Here is an 18,558-nt window from a genome sequence, read left to right as displayed (position 1 = left end):
CCCCGGCCCTCCGGCGCCGTCTCACAATGCTCCGTACAACACTCCGGCCGCCGGTCCGGCCGGCCGCCCACGAACCTAACCCGCCCGTCCGGGCTCCTCCGCCCGGCCCGCCCGGCCCGCCTCGTCCACCTGCCCCGCATACCCTGCCCGGCCCATCCGGCCGGTCAGCTCGGCCAGACGTGCCTCCTTCCCGGCGATCCGCTCGTGCAGCCGCCCGGCGATCTCTTCCAGCAGGCCGTCCGGATCGTCGGGTGCCAGCCTGAGCATGGAGCCGATCGCGCCCTCCTCCAGCTCCGCCGCGGCCGCGGCCAGCGTCTCCTTGCGCCGCGCCAGCCACTCCAGGCGCGCGTACAGCTCCTCACCGCGGGCAGCCTCCCGCTCCTCCACGGTCGGCGGCCCGGCGGCCCACTCCTCGGCCAGCGCGGCGAGCGCCTCCTCGTCCCCGTCGGAGTAGGCCTTGTTGGCCCGGGTCATGAACTCCTCGCGCCGCCCGCGTTCGGCTTCGTCCTGCACCAGGTCCGGATGCGCCGAGCGCACCAGTTCCCGGTACAGGCGCCTGGCCCGCTCACTGGGCCGCACCCGCTCCGGGGGCCGCACCCGCTGCCCGGTGAGCATCGCGACGGCCTCCGGCGGCAGCCCGGCGGAGTCCATCCACCCCTGGTACAGCTCCTCCACAGCCGGCATCGGCAGGAAGGAGGCGCGTGCCTCCCGCGCCCTGCGCAGATCCTCGGGGTCGCCGGAGCACGCGGCCACCGCCTCGGCGATCAGGACGTCCAGCTCCTCGATCCGGCCGTACAGCGGACCGAGCCGCTGCTCGTGCAGCCGGGAGAAGTTCTCCACCTCGACCCGGAAGGTCTCCACGGCGATCTCGTACTCGATCAGCGCCCACTCGGCCGCGCGTACGGCCCGCTCCAGACGATCGACGGCTTCCCCGTCCGTACTCGGGCCGCCCTTGCTCGGGACGGCCTCCGGCGCGTTGTACGGCTCATGCCCGGCCTGCCGGGCTTCCTGCTGGGCTTCCGGATCCACGGGCTTCCTTGCGACGGCGTTATACTGCGCCCGGCCCTGACCGAGACCCTGACCGGGATTCGCGCCACGGCCACCGGGAAGGGTTCCCGGCCGGACGGCCGCGCCACCCGGCCAGCCTACGGCTCCCCGGGCCCGGGCATCACACCCCGGCCTCCGCCAGGGGCCCGTCTCCCCGCGCGGGCCGTCCTCACACCTCCCGCTCGGCCGGCAGCCGCCCGGTGCGCACCGCGACCGCCAGCTCCGCGTGGTCCTTCTCGGTGCGGTCGGCATAGGCCACCGCGAAGGCGGCCACCGCCTCGTCCAGTTCCTCCGACTTGCCGCAGTATCCCGCCAGCAGCCGCGGATCGGCGCTGTGGGAGTGCGCGCGGGCCAGCAGGGCCCCGGTCATCCGCGCGTAGTCGTCGATCTCGCCGGCGCCCAGCGCCGCCGGGTCCACGCTGCCCTTGCGGTTGCGGAACTGCCGCACCTGGTACGGCCGCCCCTCCAGGGTCGTCCAGCCCAGCAGGGTGTCGGACACCACCTGCATGCGCTGCTGCCCCAGCACCACCCGGCGCCCCTCGTGCTCCGGCTCCGGTTCGGCCAGGCCCGCCAGGGCCGTGTACGGCCGCAGCACCGACGTCCGCGCCTCCTTCACCTGGAGCACCAGCGGCTTGCCCCGGTGGTCCAGGAGCAGCACCACGTACGAGCGCGTTCCCACACTGCCCGTTCCCACGACCCGGAACGCCACGTCGTGGATCGCGTACCGCGCCAGCAGCGGCAGCCGGTCCTCCGGCAGCGTCCCCAGGTACTCCTCCAGCGAGACGGCCACGGCCGCCGCCTCCTCGTCGGAAGCCCTGCGCAGCACCGGCGGGGCGTCCACGAAGACCCGGCCGCCGCCGTCGGCGGTTTCCCGGGTGGACTTGGCGGCGAAGCGCGCACTGGTGTTGCGCCGGGCCTTCTCCGCGACCCTCCGCAGAGTGCCCAGCAGATCGTGGGCGTCGGCGTGCGAGACGAGTTCCTCGTCGGCGACGGCGTTCCAGGCGTCGGCCGCCGGCATCCTCGCCAGCAGCCGCAGGGTGTGACGGTACGCGCCGGCCGCGTCGCGGGCCGCCGTCCGGCACACGTCCTCGTCCGCCCCCGCCTCGCGCCCGGCGAGCACCAGGGAGGCGGCCAGCCGCTTGAGATCCCACTCCCAGGGGCCGTGCACGGTTTCGTCGAAGTCGTTGAGGTCGATGGTCAGACCGCCGCGGGCGTCGCCGTAGAGGCCGAAGTTCGCGGCGTGCGCGTCGCCGCAGATCTGCGCGCCGACACCGGTGGCGGGCGTGCCGTGCGCCAGGTCGTACGCCATCAGCCCGGCGGAGCCGCGCAGGAACGCGAAGGGCGAGGCGACCATCCGGCCGACCCGGAGCGGTACCAGCTCCGCGATCCGGCCCCGGTTGGCCTCCTCCACCGCCGTCACCGCGTCCGGCCGCCCCGGGCTCACGGAGAACTCCGCGTGGGCGTGCCTGGGCACCGCCTCACGCAGCGCCCTGCCCTCCCGCTTCGGCTCCCGCGCACTCCGGCGGTCCGCGAAACCCGGCACATACGGCAGCCGCTCGTCCACGGCCCCCACCCCCTGCGACTTACCAGCGGTCGGCGCCGGCCGGGCCGCCCCGCGCCGACCGCGACGATCAGCGGGTTCGAAGGTACCTCCCGATCCCGGTCCCGGGCAGTGCCGGGACGACCGGAACCCGCGCCCCGCCGTCCGCGCGCCCGGTCACGTCCGCGTGCCCGGTCTCCACCGGGCGTCCGCCGTCCGCGCGCCCCGAGCAGGGCGCGGATCTCCCCGTCGGTCGGAGGACCGGCGAACGGCTCCGCCACGACCTGGAGGAACTGCGCCGGTCCCGCCGGGCGGAGGCGGAACTCGGAGCGGCCCCGGACGGCCCGGAACCGGAAAATCAAGCGAGCCTCTCACTATGACTTTCGTCATAGTGAGAGGCTCGCTCTCTGTGCGCGAGGGGGGAGTTGAACCCCCACGCCCTTTCGGGCACTGGAACCTGAATCCAGCGCGTCTGCCTATTCCGCCACCCGCGCATGGGTGTCTCCGCTTTGATCCTCCCGCACTCACCGGAGTGTTCTTCTCCGGTTTGGCGGGATCGCCTGGCGACACACAGAACATTAGCACGCTGTCCGGGGTGGTCTCACACCCGTATCGACCGACCGCGGTTTGGGACACTGGCCCCGTGCCACCTCTACGATCCGTGTGAGGGTTGACACCCGCGCGCCGGACCCCGGTGGGGAACCAGCCGTTCACCCCGCGCGTGGATACGATCAGTAAGCAGTATCGGAAGGCAACGCGTCGTGCGCGACCGCGACCGGCGCGCTAGAGCCGTGAGCATCGGGGAAGGAGGTGCACCGTGGGAGTTCTGAAGCGCTTCGAGCAGCGTCTCGAGGGTCTCGTCAACGGCACCTTCGCCAAGGTGTTCAAGTCCGAGGTGCAGCCTGTCGAGATCGCCGGCGCCCTCCAGCGCGAGTGCGACAACAACGCCACCATCTGGAACCGGGAGCGGACGGTCGTTCCCAACGACTTCATCGTCCAGCTCAGCGCTCCGGACTTCGAGCGCCTCAGCCCCTACTCCGGCCAGCTCGGCGACGAGCTGGCCGGCATGGTGCGCGAGTACGCCAAGCAGCAGCGCTACACCTTCATGGGCTCGGTCAAGGTCGGCCTGGAGCGAGCCGACGACCTCGACACCGGCCTGTACCGGGTACGCAGCCGCACCCTCGCCTCCAGCACCTCCCAGTCCCCGCACGGCGCACCGCCCCCCGGAAACGCCCCCGGCGCCCCCGGCGCCCCCGGCGGTTACGGGTACCCGCCACAGCGCCCGGCCGGGCCGCCGCCCATGCCGGCCGGACCGCCTCCCGGCCAGGCCCCCGGCTCTCCGGCGCCGCACGACCGGACCCGCCGCTGGATCGAGATCAACGGCACCCGTCACCAGATCTCCCGTCCCACCATGGTGCTGGGCCGCTCCACCGAGACCGACGTGCGGATCGACGACCCCGGCGTATCGCGGCGCCACTGCGAGATCCGGACCGGAGATCCGGCGACGGTCCAGGACCTGGGCTCCACCAACGGCATCGTGGTGGACGGACAGCACACCACGCGCGCTACGCTCCGCGACGGCTCACGCATCGTCGTGGGCAGCACCACGATCATTTACCGGCAAGCCGAAGGGTGAAGCGGGGGCAATGTCAGAGCTGACCCTGACGGTCATGCGGTTGGGTTTTCTCGCCGTACTGTGGCTGTTCGTCATCGTGACCGTGCAGGTCATCAGGAGCGACCTCTTCGGCACCCGCGTGACCCAGCGCGCGGCCCGCCGCGCCGAGGCCCAGCGTCCTCCCCAGCCACGCCAGGCCCCGCAGCAGGCGGCCCGCGGCGGGGGTCGGCGCCGCGGCGCCCCGACCAAGCTGGTGGTCTCCGAGGGGTCGCTCACCGGCACCACCGTGGCCCTCCAGGGCCAGACCATCACGCTGGGCCGGGCCCACGACTCGACGATCGTGCTGGACGACGACTACGCCTCCAGCCGTCACGCCAGGATCTACCCGGACCGCGACGGCCAGTGGATCGTCGAGGATCTGGGCTCCACCAACGGCACGTACCTGGACCGGACCCGGCTCACCACACCGACCCCGGTCCCGCCCGGTGCGCCGATCCGCATCGGCAAGACGGTCATCGAGCTGCGGAAGTAGTGAACGCGACCATGACGACCGGAGGGTGGGCACCGTGCGGATGTACCCGGAGCCGACGGGCGAGGTGCGCATGAGTCTGTCACTGCGCTTCGCCGCCGGATCGCACAGAGGCATGATCCGCGAGGGCAACGAGGACTCCGGTTACGCCGGTCCGCGGCTGCTCGCGATCGCCGACGGGATGGGCGGCCAGGCCGCCGGCGAGGTCGCCAGCTCAGAGGTGATCTCGATCCTCGTGCAGCTGGACGACGACGTCCCCGGCTCCGACCTGCTCACCTCGCTGGGCACCACGGTGCAGCGCGCCAACGAGCAGCTGCGCGTCATGGTCGAGGAGGACTCCCATCTGGAGGGCATGGGCACCACGCTCACCGCCCTGTTGTGGACGGGCCGGCGGCTCGGCCTGGTGCACGTCGGGGACTCCCGCGCGTACCTGCTGCGCGACGGCCGGCTCACCCAGATCACCCAGGACCACACCTGGGTCCAGCGACTGGTGGACGAGGGCCGGATCACCGAGGAGGAGGCCACCACCCACCCGCAGCGCTCCCTGCTGATGCGCGCGCTGGGCAGCGGCGACCACGTGGAGCCAGATCTGTCCATCCGCGAGGTACGGGCCGGTGACCGCTACCTGCTGTGCTCCGACGGCCTGTCCGGCGTCGTCAGCCACCAGACGATGGAGGAGACCCTCGCCGCCCACCAGGATCCCCACGAGACCGTACAGGAGCTGATCCAGCTCGCCCTGCGCGGCGGCGGCCCCGACAACATCACCTGCATCGTCGCGGACGTCCTGGACGTCGGCGACGAAACCCTCGCCGGCCGGCTCAACGACACCCCGGTCATCGTCGGCGCCGTCGCCGAGAGCCAGCAGCAGCTGGGCGACGGCGGCGCTCCCCGTACCCCCGCCGCCCGCGCCGCCGAACTCGGCCGCGGCGGCGTGCCCCAGCAGCAGTCGCCCGAGGGGCCGCAGGGAAGCTTCGGCCCGCCCGGCAGCGGTGACGCCGCCCCGCCCGCGGGAGCGTTCGGCGCCTACGCCGAGGGCGATTCCGCCAAGCCGCGCAAGCGGTTCAGGTGGCTGAAGCGGATCTTCCTCGCCCTGCTCGTCCTCGGTCTGATCGGCGGCGGCCTGTACGGTGCCCACAGATGGACCCAGACCCAGTTCTACGTCGGAGCCGACGGCGACCGCGTCGCGATCTACCGCGGTATCAGCCAGAAGCTGGCCTGGATCAGGCTGAGCGAGGTCGAGCGGAGTTCCCCGGTCGAGCTCAGGTACCTTCCGACCTACCAGCGCAACGAGGTCGAGGCCGGGATCTCCATGGACAGCCTCGCCCAGGCGGAGAACCGGCTGGAGAAGCTGGCGGAGCAGGCCGAGGTCTGCGAGATCGTCGCCGCCCAGCGCAGGGAGAAGGAGCGCGCGGAGGCGGAGGCCGGAAAGGCCGACGAGAGCGGCTCCGCCCGCGACGGCGCCGGAGCCGGCGAGCGCTCCGAGCCGTCCGGCTCCCCCGCCCCGGCCGCCTCCTCCACCGACTCCCTCGACTCCGCCGCCACCGCAAGCGTCACGAGCCCGACCGCTCCCACTCCCGGCCCCGCCCTTCCGGAGGAGCAGCAGAGGCTCGCCAAGCAGTGCACCACGTCATAGGGGGCCGCACACCATGAGCACCAGTCACGCCACCGGGACCACCGGCAGCAACACGACGATCTCCTCCGGAGGTCTGCCCAGCCGCCGCAACACCGAACTGGCGATGCTCGTCTTCGCCGTGCTGATCCCGGTGTTCGCCTACGCCAACGTGGGCCTGGCCATCAACGACGAGATGCCCGCGGGCATGCTCGGCTACGGCCTCGGCCTCGGCCTGATGGCCGGCGTGGCCCACCTCGTGGTGCGCAGGTTCGCGCCGTACGCCGACCCGCTGATGCTGCCGATCGCCACGCTCCTCAACGGGCTGGGCCTGGTCCTGATCTGGCGGCTCGACCAGTCGGAGAAACTCGCACGGCTCGGGGAGGGCTCCGCCGCCCCCAACCAGCTGATGTGGTCCGCGCTGGGCATAGCGCTCTTCCTCGCGGTGCTGGTCTTCCTCCGGGACCACCGCATCCTGCAGCGCTACACCTACATCTCCATGGTCGTGGCGCTGGTCCTGCTGATCCTGCCGATGTTCTTCCCGGCGGTCTACGGCGCGAAGATCTGGATCACCATCGGCGGGATGTCCATCCAGCCGGGCGAGTTCGCCAAGATCATCATCGCGGTCTTCTTCGCCGGCTACCTGATGGTCAAGCGGGACGCCCTGGCGCTGGCCAGCCGCCGCTTCCTGGGCCTGTACCTGCCGCGCGGCCGCGACCTCGGCCCGATCCTGGTGATCTGGGCCCTGAGCGTGCTCATCCTGGTCTTCGAGACCGACCTGGGCACCTCGCTGCTCTTCTTCGGCCTCTTCGTCGTGATGCTCTACGTGGCCACCGAGCGCACCAGCTGGATCCTCTTCGGTCTCACCCTGGCCGTCGTCGGCGCGGTGGCCGTGGCCAGCTTCGAGCCCCACGTCCAGAGCCGTGTGCAGGACTGGCTCGACCCCTTCCACGTCGTCCGCGAGACCGGCAGACCCAACCAGCCCGCACAGGCCCTGTGGGCCTTCGGCGCGGGCGGGATCCTCGGCACCGGACTGGGCCAGGGCGACTCCGACCTGATCGGCTTCGCCACCAAGAGCGACTACATCTTCGCCACCGTCGGCGAGGAGCTGGGTCTGGCCGGCGTCATGGCGTTCGTGCTGCTGTACGGGCTGCTCGTCGAGCGCGGCATCCGCACCGCACTGGCCGCCCGCGACCCGTTCGGCAAGCTGCTGGCCGTCGGGCTGTCCGCGGCCTTCGCCATCCAGGTCTTCGTGGTGGCCGGCGGTGTGATGGCCCTGATCCCGCTGACCGGTATGACCATGCCCTTCCTCGCGCAGGGCGGCTCGTCGGTGATCTCCAACTGGGCGCTGGTCGCGATCCTGCTGAAGATCAGTGACACCGCCCGGCGGCCCGCGCCCGCCCCAGCGCCCTCACCCGACGCCGAGATGACCCAGGTGGTCCGATCGTGAACAAGCCGCTGCGCCGTATCGCCATCTTCTGCGGTCTGCTGATGGTCGCCCTGATGGTCAGAGCCAACTGGCTTCAGTTCGCCCAGGCCGACGACCTGCAGAACGACAAGCACAACCGCCGCGTCGCCATCGACCGGTACGCCCAGCCGCGCGGCGACATCATCGTCGACGGCAAGGCCGTCACCGGTTCCAAGAAGACCGAGGGCACCGACTTCAAGTACAAGCGGACGTACAAGGACGGCGAGATCTGGGCCCCGGTGACCGGCTACGCCTCCCAGGCCTTCGGCGCCACCCAGCTCGAGGGCATCCACGACGGCATCCTCACCGGCGACGACGACCGGCTGTTCTTCAACCAGACCATCGACATGCTCACCGGCGAGGACCAGAAGGGCGGCAACGTCGTCACGACGCTGGACGCCGACGTCCAGAAGGCCGGGTTCGAGGCCATGGGCGACAAGAAGGGCGCGGCCGTCGCGATCAACCCCGAGACGGGCGCGATCCTGGGTCTGGTCAGCACCCCCTCCTACGACCCCTCCTCCTTCGCGGGAAGCTCCTCCAAGGACGCCGAGAAGTGGAACGCCCTGCTGGACGACGAGGACAAGCCGCTGCTCAACCGGGCGCTGCGTGAGACCTACCCGCCCGGCTCGACGTTCAAGGTCGTCACCGCCGCCGCGGCGCTGGAGAGCGGTCTGTACGAGAGCATCGACGAGAAGACCGACTCCCCGGACCCGTACCAGCTGCCCGGCACCAGGACCGACATGGTCAACGACGGCGACCACCCCTGTGAGAACGCCTCGCTGCGGGTGGCCATGCAGTGGTCGTGCAACACCGTCTTCGCCAAGATCAGTCACGAAGTGACCAACGAGAAGATGATCGAGTACTCCGAGAAGTTCGGCTTCGGCCAGGAGCACTTCGTCCCGGTCCGCACCGCCGAATCCGTCTACCCCGAGGACATCGACTCGCAGAACGCCATGGCCGGCATCGGCCAGGCGTCCAACCGCGCCACCCCGCTCCAGATGGCCATGGTCGCCGCCACCGTCGCCAACGACGGCAGGATGATGGAGCCGTACATGATGGACCAGCTCATCGCGCCGAGCCTCAGCGTCGTCGAGGAGCACAAGCCCCGGGAGATGGGGCAGGCGGTCTCGGGCGAGACCGCGCAGCAGCTCCAGCGGATGATGGAGACGGTCGTCGAGGAGGGCACGGGAACCCCCGCGCAGATCGACGGCGTCACAGTGGGCGGCAAGACCGGCACCGCGCAGCACGGCGAGAACAACGAGAAGAACCCGTACGCCTGGTTCATCTCCTACGCCAAGACCTCCGACGACTCGACCCCGGTCGCCGTCGCGGTCATCGTCGAGAGCGCCGACGTCCTCCGCGACGACATCGCGGGCAGCAAGCTGGCCGCCCCGGTGGCCAAGGCCATGATGGAGGCGGCTCTCGACGGCAGTAGGTGACCGGAGGGCGCCGGTCACTCCGGTGGTCACATCAGTGGTCGCATCCCGGCCCGCCGCCCGGTCCGGGTACCGTATGGCCGAGCAGCACCGCCGGACCGCGCAGGGAGACGGTCAGGACGCACGGAGAGGGCTGGAGACTATGGAAGAGCCGCGTCGCCTCGGCGGCCGGTACGAGCTGGGCTCGGTGCTCGGCCGGGGTGGTATGGCCGAGGTCTACCTCGCCCACGACACCCGCCTGGGCCGCACCGTCGCGGTGAAGACCCTCCGGGTGGACCTCGCGCGCGACCCCACGTTCCAGGCCCGTTTCCGCCGTGAGGCCCAGTCCGCCGCCTCGCTCAACCACCCGGCGATCGTCGCCGTCTACGACACCGGTGAGGACTACGTCGACGGGATCTCCATCCCGTACATCGTCATGGAGTACGTGGACGGCTCAACCCTGCGCGAGCTGCTGCACTCCGGGCGCAAGCTGCTGCCCGAGCGCTCCCTGGAGATGTGCGTCGGCATCCTCCAGGCGCTGGAGTACTCGCACCGCAACGGCATCGTCCACCGCGACATCAAGCCCGCGAACGTCATGCTGACGCGCACCGGGCAGGTCAAGGTGATGGACTTCGGCATCGCCCGCGCCATGGGCGACTCCGGCATGACCATGACCCAGACCGCCGCCGTCATCGGCACCGCCCAGTACCTCTCCCCGGAGCAGGCCAAGGGCGAGACGGTCGACGCCCGCTCCGACCTGTACTCCACCGGCTGCCTGCTGTACGAGCTGCTGACGGTGCGGCCCCCGTTCGTCGGGGACTCCCCCGTCGCGGTGGCGTACCAGCACGTGCGCGAGGAGCCGCAGCAGCCCAGCTCCTTCGACCCCGAGATCACGTCCGAGATGGACGCCATCGTCCTCAAGGCGCTGGTCAAGGACCCGGACTACCGCTACCAGTCCGCCGACGAGATGCGCGCCGACATCGAGGCGGCCCTCGACGGCCAGCCGGTCGGCGCCGCCGCGGCCATGGGGGCGGCCGCCTACGGCGCGGGCGGCGGCTACCACCCCGACGACCAGCCCACCGCCGCGCTGCGCGCCGCGGCCCCGGCGTCCGCCCAGACCTCGATGCTGCCGCCGATGCGCGAGGACGACGGCGGCTACGGCTACGACGAGCGGCCCGACCGGCGGCGCGGCGGCGGGAGCCGCAACCGGCTCTCCACGGCCTTGCTGGTCCTCGGCGGCATCCTGGTGCTGATCGGCGCGGTCTTCATCGGCAAGGTAATCTCCAGTCCCACGGCCAACAACCCGACGGTGCCGAACATGATCGGGGACACCCTCGAGGAGGCCCAGCGGAAGGCCACCAATTCCAGAATCGAGGTGGCCAAGGGCCCTGACGAGTTCTGCGAGGAGAAGGAGGGCACCGTCTGCAGGACCGACCCGGCGGCCGACACCGAGGTCGAGGAGGGTGAGACGGTCACCCTGATCATGTCCAAGGGCCCCAGCGAGGTCGAGGTCCCGGACGTCATCGGCGAGACGGCGGACGACGCCGAGCAGGAGCTGAGGGACGCGGGCTTCGAGGTCAAGCGCGAGACCGAGGTCTCGGAGCAGCCGGCCGGCACCGTCACCGAGCAGGACCCGGGCAGTGGCGAGAGCGCCGAGCCGGGCGCCACCGTCACCATCACGGTGGCCACGGAGGACCCGCGGCCGACTCTGCCGCCCGTCGTCGGGCAGGACTTCGAGGCGGCCAGGAAGCAGTTGCAGGACGCGGGCTTCACCAACATCTCGCGTGCCGAGCAGGAGAACGGCGAGCAGCCTCCGAACACGGTCCTCAAACAGGACCCGGAGGGGAACCAGAAGGTGGAGGCGGACACCGCCATCACCCTGATCGTGGCCAAGGCGCCGGCGGAGGAGCAGGTGGCCGTCCCGGCCATCGCGGCGGGCACACCGCTCAAGGATGCCCGCAAGACGCTCCGGGGCGCCGGGTTCAACGTCAACGTGGCGGGCCCTGACGACGGCGACGCCGTCGTCCTCACCACCGACCCGCCCGCTGGCACCCAGCTCAAGAAGGGCGAGACGGTCACCGTGCGCACCTTCGGCGGCGGGGACGGCAGGCCGGGCGGTGGCGGCGGTTTCATCGAGGGGATGACCGGCGGGGACGACTGATCCCGCCGGACGCCCGCCGCACGTGTGCGGGATACGTCCGAGGGCCCCGGCCGGTCGCTTCCGGTCGGGGCCCTCGGACATCCGCTCCCGGGCGGGGCGGCGGTGCGGGCGGTACGCGCGGCGGCCGGCGCGTACCGGTCAGCGCAGCTCCTCCGGCGGGGTGCGCCGCTCGTCCACCTTCTCGGTGCGCACCAGCTCGCCCCAGACGATGTAGCGGTAGTCGGAGGTGAGGACGGGAGTGCAGGTGGTCAGGGTGATGTACCGGCCGGGCTCGGTGAACCCCGACTCCCCGGGGATGTCCGCCAGCACGTCGACGTTGTACTTGGAGGTCCTGGGGAGCGTCTCGTAGACCTTGTAGACGTACCAGGTGTCCTCGGTCTCCACCACGATCGGGTCGCCCTCGTCGATCCTGTGGATGTCGTGGAACTTGGCGCCGTGGCCGTCGCGGTGCGCGGCCAGCGAGAAGTTGCCCTCGCCCTCCCAGGGCGGGGTGGCCTTCACGGGCTCGGTGTAGTAGCCGGCGACGCCCTTGTTCAGTTCCTCGGTGTCGGTGCCCTTCTTGATCAGCACCTCGCCGCCCATCGACGGCACATGGAGGAAGCCGACACCGTCCCCGCCCTCGTACTCCTTCTTCCCCCCGCCGTCCGGCCCGTCCTCCGCCCAGCTCTCGCGCACCTCGTTGCCGTCGCGCTCGGCCTCGCGGTTGGCGACCACGTTCGTCCACCACAGCGAGTAGGCGACGAAGAGGCCCAGCAGCACACCGAAGGTGACCAGCAGCTCGCCCAGCAGGCTGACGGCGGAGGCGGCCCGGGAGCGCCCGCGGCGTGGTGCGCGCGGCTGATCCGTCCGCGAACCGTTGTCCTGGTCGATCGCTGCCACCCGACGCACCGCCCCTTCCCCTCCGCAGTTCCTGCGCGCAGGCTATCGGACGAGGGAGTCCGGCTTCCCCTCGCTGCGCGGACGCTCCTCGGCCAGCTTCCCCCAGACGATCATCCGGTACTTCGAGGTGAACTCGGGCGTGCAGGTGGTCAGGGTGATGTACCGGCCCGGCTCGGTGAACCCCGACTCCCCGGGTACGGGGTCGATGACGCCGACGTTCGAGGGCAGGGTGGAGTCGAGACGGCTGGCCATCTCGTAGACGTAGTAGGTGTCCTCGGTCTCCACCACGATCGGGTCGCCCGGGTCGAGCTTGTTGATGTAGCGGAAGGGCTCGCCGTGGGTGTTGCGGTGCCCGGCCACCGCGAAGTTGCCCTTCTCGTCCCAGGGCATCGCCGTCTTCAGGGGTTCCTCGCCGTAGTGGCCGACCATGCCCCGGTCGAGGACGCCGCCCTCGTCCACGCCCTCGGCGACGGGCACCTTGACGTCCAGCTTGGGGATGTGCATGATCGCGAATCCCTCGCCGGCGGAGAAGGCCCCGGGGTCGCGGCTCTCCCCGTCCCCCTTCTCGCCCCACCGCTGCTCCAGCTTCTTCGCCTCGTTGCCCGCCTGGCGGTCCGCGATCACGTTCGTCCACCACAGCTGGTAGGACACGAACAGCAGCATCACCACACCGAGGGTGATGAACAGTTCGCCGACGACCCGGCTGGCGACCACCATCGGGCTCTCGCGGCTCGCCCGCGCCGCTCGCCGGCGCGCGGCGCGGCCGCCGGGCGGGGGCACGTCGGTCCCCGGCGCGGATTCGGTCACGGGCTCGGTCACGGGCTCGGGGACGGGCTCCGGGGCTGGAGCGGGAACGGGCGGCTCCCCGCCCGGTACCGGGCGCACGGCCTCCACCCGGCGCAGCGTCATCGTCTCGTCCGCCGGGAGGCACGCCTGCCGCAGCGTCATCGTCTCGTCGTCGGGGACGGGCGCGGGTTTGGGGACGACGGGTCGTCGGTACGCCCGCACGCGCCGGTCGGCACCGGGCGCGTACGGCTCGGCACGGGGTTCGGTGTAGGGGGGCGCGTCCGTCTCCGGCCGCTCCTCCCCCCGTACCGGTATCGGCTCCCGTCCCGGCAGCGGATCGTTCAGCGGGTCGGCGAGCCGCGCCACCGCGGCCTCGAAGGCCTGCTGCTCGGCGTGCCCCACCTGCTCGGCGTAGGGATCGGCAGGGGCGTCGGCGGGCGGGCCGGCCCGGTGGCGCCCGGGGAGCGGGTCAGCCCCGTGGGTGCCCTCCGGACGCAGGGCCGTCACGCCCCGACCACGGGGGCCAAGCCCCGCGAGCGCTCCACGGCGCCGGTGTCACCGCACTCCGCGAGCCAGTTGGCGAGCATCCGGTGGCCCCACTCCGTGAGCACCGACTCGGGATGGAACTGCACGCCCTCCACCGGCAGTTCGCGGTGACGCAGCCCCATGACCACGCCCGTCTCCGTCCACGCGGTGACCTCCAGCTCCGCCGGGACGGTGGCGGGCTCGACGGCGAGTGAATGGTAGCGGGTGGCGGTGAAGGGGGAGGGGAGTCCGGCGAAGACGCCACCGTCGCCATGGCTGACCGGCGATGTCTTGCCGTGCAGCAGTTCCGGCGCCCGGTCCACCACGCCGCCGTACGCCACAGCCATGGACTGCATGCCCAGGCAGACGCCGAAGACCGGCACACCGGTCGCGGCGCAGTGCCGGACCATCTCGACGCAGACGCCGGCCTCCTCGGGCGTGCCCGGCCCGGGGGAGAGCAGTACCCCGTCGAAGGAGTCCCCGGCGTGCTCGGGGCGGACCTCGTCGTTGCGGAGCACCTCGCACTCGGCGCCGAGCTGGTGGAGGTACTGGACGAGGTTGAAGACGAAGCTGTCGTAGTTGTCGACGACCAGGACGCGCGCGCTCATCGTTCCCGCCCCGTTCCGGCCCGGCCCTCGTCGACCGTCACGTCGCTGAACGGGAGCAGCGGCTCCGCCCAGGGGAAGACGTGCTGGAAGAGCACGTAGACGGCCGCCAGGGCCAGCGCGAACGAGAGCAGCCCCCGTACGAGCGTGTTGCCCGGCAGATGCCGCCAGATCCAGCCGTACATGCCGTGTAGCCGTCCCTTCTGTTACTCGCGCAACCAGGGTACGGGTACGCGGGCGCGCCGGGGGGCTCAAGCCCCGCAATGCGTCGCAGCCCACCCCGGCTTCAGCCGTCGGCCGCCTCGTCCACCGGTGCGCTCCGGGTCAGGTCGACCGTGCCCGAGTAGCCGGGGAGGGTCACCGCGTCGTGCTCGTCGACCGACCAGCCCAGGCCGTAGGCGTCGACGTACTCGCGGTAGCCGCGGACGGCGGGTGCGTCCTCCAGCGCCTCGCGCATCCGGTCGGGGTCGCCGACGGCGGTGACGGTGTACGGCGGGGAGTACAGGCGCCCCTGGAGGATCAGGGTGTTGCCCACACAGCGCACCGCGCTGGTGGAGACCAGTCGCTGGTCCATGACCTTCATGCCCTCGGCCCCGCCCGCCCACAGCGCGTTGACCACGGCCTGGAGGTCCTGCTGGTGGACGACGAGGTCGTTGGGCTGGGGGTCGGGGAGGCCGGGCGTGCGGGCGGTGGCGTCGGGCGGGGCGTCGTCGAGGGTGACGGTGAGACCGGAGCCGGAGAGCTTCTCCATCCCCGCGGCCCGCTCCAGTTCCTCGAACGCGCGTTTCTCGGCCTCCGTTCCGCCGCTGTCGCGCCGGGCGAGGGCGTCCACCTCCCGGCGCAGGGATCCCACGGACTCGTGCAGCGCCCCGATGTCGTCGCTGCGGTCCTCGATGAGGTCGGACAGCCGCAGCATCGAGTCATCGGTGCGCAGGTCGATGCCCTGGGCGGTGTTGAAGCTGATCCAGAAGAGGAAGCCGGCGAGGGCGAAGACGCCCGCCGTGGCGAGCCGGACGGGCCGGAAGCGGGAATTGGTCACCTTACCCTTGTCTCCCTCCAGCGCGCGGAGGTACTACGCTAGCGGAACCAGGAATCGTCCCCTCCCCGGCCTCCCTCCGGATCCCGGACCGGACTCCGGCCGCCGGGGAAGGGCCATCACGAACAGGCCCGCGCGGTCACGCAGCGCATCGACAGGAGAGTCCCTCGTGCCGAAGTCACGGATCCGCAAGAAGGACGAGTTCACGCCGCCGCCGGCGAAGAAGGCCGCGAACATCAGCCTCACCTCGGGGCGCAGCTGGGTCGCACCGCTGATGCTGGCGCTGTTCCTGATCGGACTCGCATGGATCGTCGTCTTCTATGTGACGACGGGCGATCTGCCGGTCCAGTCGATCGGCAACTGGAACATCGTGGTGGGCTTCGGCTTCATCGCGGCGGGGTTCGTCGTCTCCACGCAGTGGAAGTAGCCACTGTCACAACCAGGGCGAGTACGCCCCGCGGCAGCGTTATCCACAGGTCTTCCACAGCCCTGGGAAAACTTCAGAAGATCTGTGGATAACTTTTCCAGCCTGTCTGTTGTTATGACTGGTGACCCCCGGTAGGTACATGGGATCAGCCCCCGTCTCCCTGGGGAAACACGCATGTGCACAGGCGCCCGGGTGTCTGTACCCGCGGCTTCCCACACCATGCACAAGATCGGTCACCTGCTGTGGATAACCTCTGGCCACAGCTCCGCGTGCAGCGCTCGGCGGCAGCCGGTCAGCGGCCGAGCAGCTCCACCGTACGGACTACGCAGACGACCGCGATCACCAGCAGCACCGCGGCCATGGCCGCGTACTGCACCGGCGCGCGCCGGGCACGCGGGGCGTGCACCATCGCGTAGGCGATCGCCGCGCCCACCACCAGGCCGCCGATGTGGGCCTCCCAGGCGATGCCCGAGAACCTGAAGGTGATGAACAGGTTGATCGCCAGCAGCACCAGGATGGGACGCATGTCGTACCGCATCCGCCGCATCAGCACGGCGGTGGCACCGAACAGCCCGTAGATCGCGCCCGAGGCGCCCAGCGACTCCTGGTTCTGCGCGGCGAGCAGATACGTCAGCGCGCTGCCGCCCAGCGCGGACAGCAGATACAGTCCCAGGAACCGCCAGCGGCCCAGCGCAGCCTCCAGCTGCGGGCCGAGCCACCACAGCGCCAGCATGTTGAAGCCGATGTGCCAGATCTCCTGGTGCAGGAAGGCGGAGGTCAGCATGCGGTACCACTCGCCGTCCGCGACTCCGGCCCAGTCGGCCGCCGCCGGATCGTAGGCGTACCCCAGCATCGTCAGCGCGCCGAGCAGCGAACGGTCGTCGGCCGCGAGGACCGCGAAGAACACCGCCACGTTGATCCCCACCAGCACCTTGGTGACCAGGCGCTGGTCGGCCGCGACGGTGCCGCCCGCCAGGGTGCGCGGCCGGGCGTCGCCCGCGGAGCGTTCCCCGCCGGAGCCGCCGCGCACGCACTCGGGGCACTGGTAGCCGACCGAGGCCGGGATCATGCACTCGGGGCAGATCGGCCGGTCACAGCGGGCACAGGAGATGCCGGTCTCCCGGTCCGGGTGCCGGTAGCAGCGCGGCATCGCGGGCCGCGCCCCGTCCTGCTGGTCCTCCATGGCCACCTCAACGCCCCCTCACGACGGACACGACACGCCCCCGCCCACGGTCGTGGCATACCCACGGGGACGGAGAACACCGCCCCTCCGTCCTACGGACGGAGAAGGCGGCGGGTTCCCGTCGGGCGGCGTCCCCCGGTGCCTGTCAGCGCTCGTCAGCGCTTCTCGACGACCACCGACTCGATCACCACGTCCTGCAGCGGACGGTCGGTGCGCTGGTTGGTCTGGGTGCTCGCGATGGCGTCCACGACCCGCTGCCCCGCCTCGTCGGCGACCTCGCCGAAGATGGTGTGCTTGCCGGTCAGCCAGGCCGTCGGGGAGACGGTGACGAAGAACTGCGACCCGTTGGTGCCCGGGCCGGCGTTGGCCATCGCCAGCAGGTACGGCTTGTTGAAGGCCAGGTCGGGGTGGAACTCGTCGCCGAACTCGTAGCCCGGGCCACCGGTGCCGTTGCCCAGCGGGTCTCCGCCCTGGATCATGAAGCCGCTGATCACCCGGTGGAAGACCGTGCCGTCGTACAGCCGGTCCGTGGACTTCTTCCCGGTGGCCGGGTGAGTCCACTCGCGCTTGCCCTCGGCGAGTTCGACGAAGTTCCTGACCGTCTTCGGCGCATGGTCCGGGAAGAGCCGGATGGTGATGTCGCCCTGGTTGGTCTTCAGGGTGGCGTAGAGCTGCTCGGCCACGGTCTGCCTTCCGTCTGCACTTTCGGACCCCCCGATCCTCGCACAGCCGGACCCCCGGTGCCGTCCTGCGGGGTGCGCCGGACGGGGCGCGGGGCTTCCGTGCCCCCGCGGCCGGGGGAGCCGCGGGAGCACGGCGGCGAGCGGGACCGGACCGAGAGGACGCCGGGGTGACGCAGAGGGTGACACCGAAAAGACGGCGAAGGAACACAGAAGCCGGAAAAGGAGCGAATACGGCATAGCCCGTATGCCCGTTGAGGCATGCCTCGACACCATTGTGAAGGCATGATCTCCAGCATGGGTGGAAGGCGGAAGACACACGCCACCGATGAGGAGGAGATCCCGTGACCCGCATGGACAGCGTGCGCAGCGCGACCGACAACACGAGGGAGACCGTGCGGCACGCCGCTGAAGTGGTGGCGCCGAAGGTGGCCCTCGCGGCCGGACAGGCCCGGTCCACGGTGCGCGGACAGTACGCCGCCCGTGTCGCGCCGCGGCTGGAGCAGGCCCGCGAGACCCTGCCCCCCGCGGTCGACATGGCCGCCGCCCGGGCCGCCCACCGCACCCGCGAGGCCGCTCGTACGGCGGGCGAGTACGTGGCCCCCCGCGTCGAGGCCGCCTGCGCCGCTGCCGGCCCGGTCCGGGAGGCGGCGGTGGCCCGCTCCACCGCGGCTGTCGCCGCGCTGCGCGGTGAGCTGACCGCCCAGGACATCCGCAAGCTCGCGCGGCGCAACGCCCGCCGGGCACGCAGGGCCCGGACGTTCAAGCGGCTGATGGTGGCCGGTGTCGTCGCCGGCGGCGCGGCGGCCGTCTGGAAGTGGTGGGAGAAGCAGTCCAGCCCCGACTGGCTGGTCGAGCCCCCGGCCGCCACCGAGGTCGGCGAGGACGCGGCCGTCATGGAGGGGACCGGATCCGCCGAGCCGAAGGCCGGAGCGACCGCCGCCCGGACCGACACCCAGGGCTCCTCCTCCGAGGCCGCACCGTCGGACGAGGAGCGCTGAGGGCGCCGGCGGTCGCCCTCCCTCCCGGCGTGCGGTCCGTCCGCCGCCGCGC

General features: G+C 71.5%; 17 protein-coding genes and 1 tRNA gene. 8 read left to right on the top strand and 10 right to left on the bottom strand.

Annotated features, from left to right (window positions below; genetic code table 11):
- Positions 1-75 precede the first annotated feature (75 nt).
- The 3 genes from LJ221_RS03830 to LJ221_RS03820 all read right to left on the bottom strand — a co-directional run bounded on the left by LJ221_RS03830 (position 76) and on the right by LJ221_RS03820 (position 3,081).
- Entirely contained in the window at positions 76-1,029 is a 954-nt protein-coding gene (locus tag LJ221_RS03830; protein WP_374228371.1) for a hypothetical protein, read from the bottom strand.
- 187 nt (positions 1,030-1,216) lie between these two features.
- A complete protein-coding gene (locus tag LJ221_RS03825) occupies positions 1,217-2,620 on the bottom strand; it encodes a DUF2252 domain-containing protein (RefSeq protein WP_374228370.1) in 1,404 nt (467 codons plus the stop codon).
- A gap of 377 nt (positions 2,621-2,997) precedes the next feature.
- Positions 2,998-3,081, bottom strand: a tRNA-Leu gene (locus LJ221_RS03820).
- 323 nt (positions 3,082-3,404) lie between these two features.
- Between LJ221_RS03820 and LJ221_RS03815 the strand changes: the two genes are divergently transcribed.
- The 6 genes from LJ221_RS03815 (at position 3,405) to pknB (ending at position 11,384) form a co-directional block, all read left to right on the top strand.
- Positions 3,405-4,223: a DUF3662 and FHA domain-containing protein gene (locus tag LJ221_RS03815; RefSeq protein ID WP_241713692.1), complete on the top strand. Its 819-nt coding sequence runs from the start codon at positions 3,405-3,407 to the stop codon at positions 4,221-4,223.
- A 10-nt stretch (positions 4,224-4,233) separates the two neighbouring features.
- A complete protein-coding gene (locus tag LJ221_RS03810; RefSeq protein WP_241713690.1) occupies positions 4,234-4,734 on the top strand; it encodes an FHA domain-containing protein in 501 nt (166 codons plus the stop codon).
- Positions 4,735-4,804: 70 nt separating this feature from the next.
- Positions 4,805-6,364: a Stp1/IreP family PP2C-type Ser/Thr phosphatase gene (locus LJ221_RS03805; RefSeq protein ID WP_247719596.1), complete on the top strand. Its 1,560-nt coding sequence runs from the start codon at positions 4,805-4,807 to the stop codon at positions 6,362-6,364.
- A gap of 13 nt (positions 6,365-6,377) precedes the next feature.
- Positions 6,378-7,790, top strand: a complete 1,413-nt coding sequence (locus tag LJ221_RS03800) for an FtsW/RodA/SpoVE family cell cycle protein (protein WP_241713686.1) — start codon at positions 6,378-6,380, stop codon at positions 7,788-7,790.
- Positions 7,787-9,247 (top strand): penicillin-binding protein 2, encoded by a 1,461-nt coding sequence (locus LJ221_RS03795; RefSeq protein ID WP_241713684.1) that lies wholly within the window; start codon positions 7,787-7,789, stop codon positions 9,245-9,247. The genes LJ221_RS03800 and LJ221_RS03795 overlap by 4 nt, the downstream gene beginning before the upstream one ends.
- A 139-nt stretch (positions 9,248-9,386) precedes the next feature.
- Positions 9,387-11,384, top strand: a complete 1,998-nt coding sequence (gene pknB, locus LJ221_RS03790; protein ID WP_241713682.1) for a Stk1 family PASTA domain-containing Ser/Thr kinase — start codon at positions 9,387-9,389, stop codon at positions 11,382-11,384.
- Positions 11,385-11,522: 138 nt separating this feature from the next.
- Here pknB and LJ221_RS03785 read toward each other — a convergent pair whose 3' ends face one another.
- The 5 genes from LJ221_RS03785 to LJ221_RS03765 all read right to left on the bottom strand — a co-directional run bounded on the left by LJ221_RS03785 (position 11,523) and on the right by LJ221_RS03765 (position 15,218).
- Positions 11,523-12,263, bottom strand: a complete 741-nt coding sequence (locus LJ221_RS03785; protein WP_241713680.1) for a class E sortase — start codon at positions 12,261-12,263, stop codon at positions 11,523-11,525.
- 42 nt (positions 12,264-12,305) lie between these two features.
- On the bottom strand, positions 12,306-13,556 hold the full coding sequence (locus tag LJ221_RS03780) for a class E sortase (protein WP_241713678.1): 1,251 nt from the start codon (positions 13,554-13,556) through the stop codon (positions 12,306-12,308).
- Complete coding sequence (locus LJ221_RS03775; protein WP_241713676.1) at positions 13,553-14,182, bottom strand: aminodeoxychorismate/anthranilate synthase component II; 630 nt, start codon at positions 14,180-14,182, stop codon at positions 13,553-13,555. Before LJ221_RS03775 ends, LJ221_RS03780 begins: the two co-directional genes overlap by 4 nt.
- Positions 14,179-14,364: a hypothetical protein gene (locus tag LJ221_RS03770; RefSeq protein WP_241713674.1), complete on the bottom strand. Its 186-nt coding sequence runs from the start codon at positions 14,362-14,364 to the stop codon at positions 14,179-14,181. Before LJ221_RS03770 ends, LJ221_RS03775 begins: the two co-directional genes overlap by 4 nt.
- Before the next feature lie 101 nt (positions 14,365-14,465).
- Positions 14,466-15,218, bottom strand: coding sequence for a DUF881 domain-containing protein (locus tag LJ221_RS03765; protein WP_241713671.1), 753 nt, complete (start codon positions 15,216-15,218; stop codon positions 14,466-14,468).
- A 166-nt stretch (positions 15,219-15,384) separates the two neighbouring features.
- On the opposite strand from LJ221_RS03765, the gene crgA reads away from it, so the two are divergent.
- Entirely contained in the window at positions 15,385-15,642 is a 258-nt protein-coding gene (crgA, locus tag LJ221_RS03760; RefSeq protein ID WP_241713669.1) for a cell division protein CrgA, read from the top strand.
- A 292-nt stretch (positions 15,643-15,934) separates the two neighbouring features.
- Here crgA and LJ221_RS03755 read toward each other — a convergent pair whose 3' ends face one another.
- Positions 15,935-16,825 (bottom strand): rhomboid family intramembrane serine protease, encoded by an 891-nt coding sequence (locus LJ221_RS03755; RefSeq protein WP_241713667.1) that lies wholly within the window; start codon positions 16,823-16,825, stop codon positions 15,935-15,937.
- Between the two features lie 155 nt (positions 16,826-16,980).
- Positions 16,981-17,508 carry a peptidylprolyl isomerase gene (locus LJ221_RS03750; protein ID WP_241713665.1) on the bottom strand — a complete coding sequence of 176 codons (528 nt, stop codon included), beginning with the start codon at positions 17,506-17,508 and terminating at the stop codon, positions 16,981-16,983.
- A gap of 341 nt (positions 17,509-17,849) precedes the next feature.
- Between LJ221_RS03750 and LJ221_RS03745 the strand changes: the two genes are divergently transcribed.
- A complete protein-coding gene (locus LJ221_RS03745; protein WP_374228369.1) occupies positions 17,850-18,506 on the top strand; it encodes a DUF5324 family protein in 657 nt (218 codons plus the stop codon).
- Positions 18,507-18,558: the final 52 nt, after the last annotated feature.

This window comes from Streptomyces sp. CNQ085, from assembly GCF_022614595.1.
In the GTDB taxonomy this organism is placed as follows: domain Bacteria; phylum Actinomycetota; class Actinomycetes; order Streptomycetales; family Streptomycetaceae; genus Streptomyces.
Note: the sequence above shows the minus strand (reverse complement) of the source record. Positions and strands in the feature narration are given on the sequence as shown.

What these genes read in the sequence shown, in the direction of transcription:
- LJ221_RS03810 (WP_241713690.1), top strand. Translation starts at nt 4,234, where the DNA reads ATGTCAGAGCTGACCCTGACGGTCATGCGGTTGGGTTTTCTCGCCGTA.
- LJ221_RS03805 (WP_247719596.1), top strand. Translation starts at nt 4,805, where the DNA reads ATGAGTCTGTCACTGCGCTTCGCCGCCGGATCGCACAGAGGCATGATC.
- LJ221_RS03800 (WP_241713686.1), top strand. Translation starts at nt 6,378, where the DNA reads ATGAGCACCAGTCACGCCACCGGGACCACCGGCAGCAACACGACGATC.
- pknB (WP_241713682.1), top strand. Translation starts at nt 9,387, where the DNA reads ATGGAAGAGCCGCGTCGCCTCGGCGGCCGGTACGAGCTGGGCTCGGTG.
- LJ221_RS03775 (WP_241713676.1), bottom strand. Translation starts at nt 14,182, where the DNA reads ATGAGCGCGCGCGTCCTGGTCGTCGACAACTACGACAGCTTCGTCTTC.
- LJ221_RS03770 (WP_241713674.1), bottom strand. Translation starts at nt 14,364, where the DNA reads ATGTACGGCTGGATCTGGCGGCATCTGCCGGGCAACACGCTCGTACGG.
- LJ221_RS03755 (WP_241713667.1), bottom strand. Translation starts at nt 16,825, where the DNA reads ATGGAGGACCAGCAGGACGGGGCGCGGCCCGCGATGCCGCGCTGCTAC.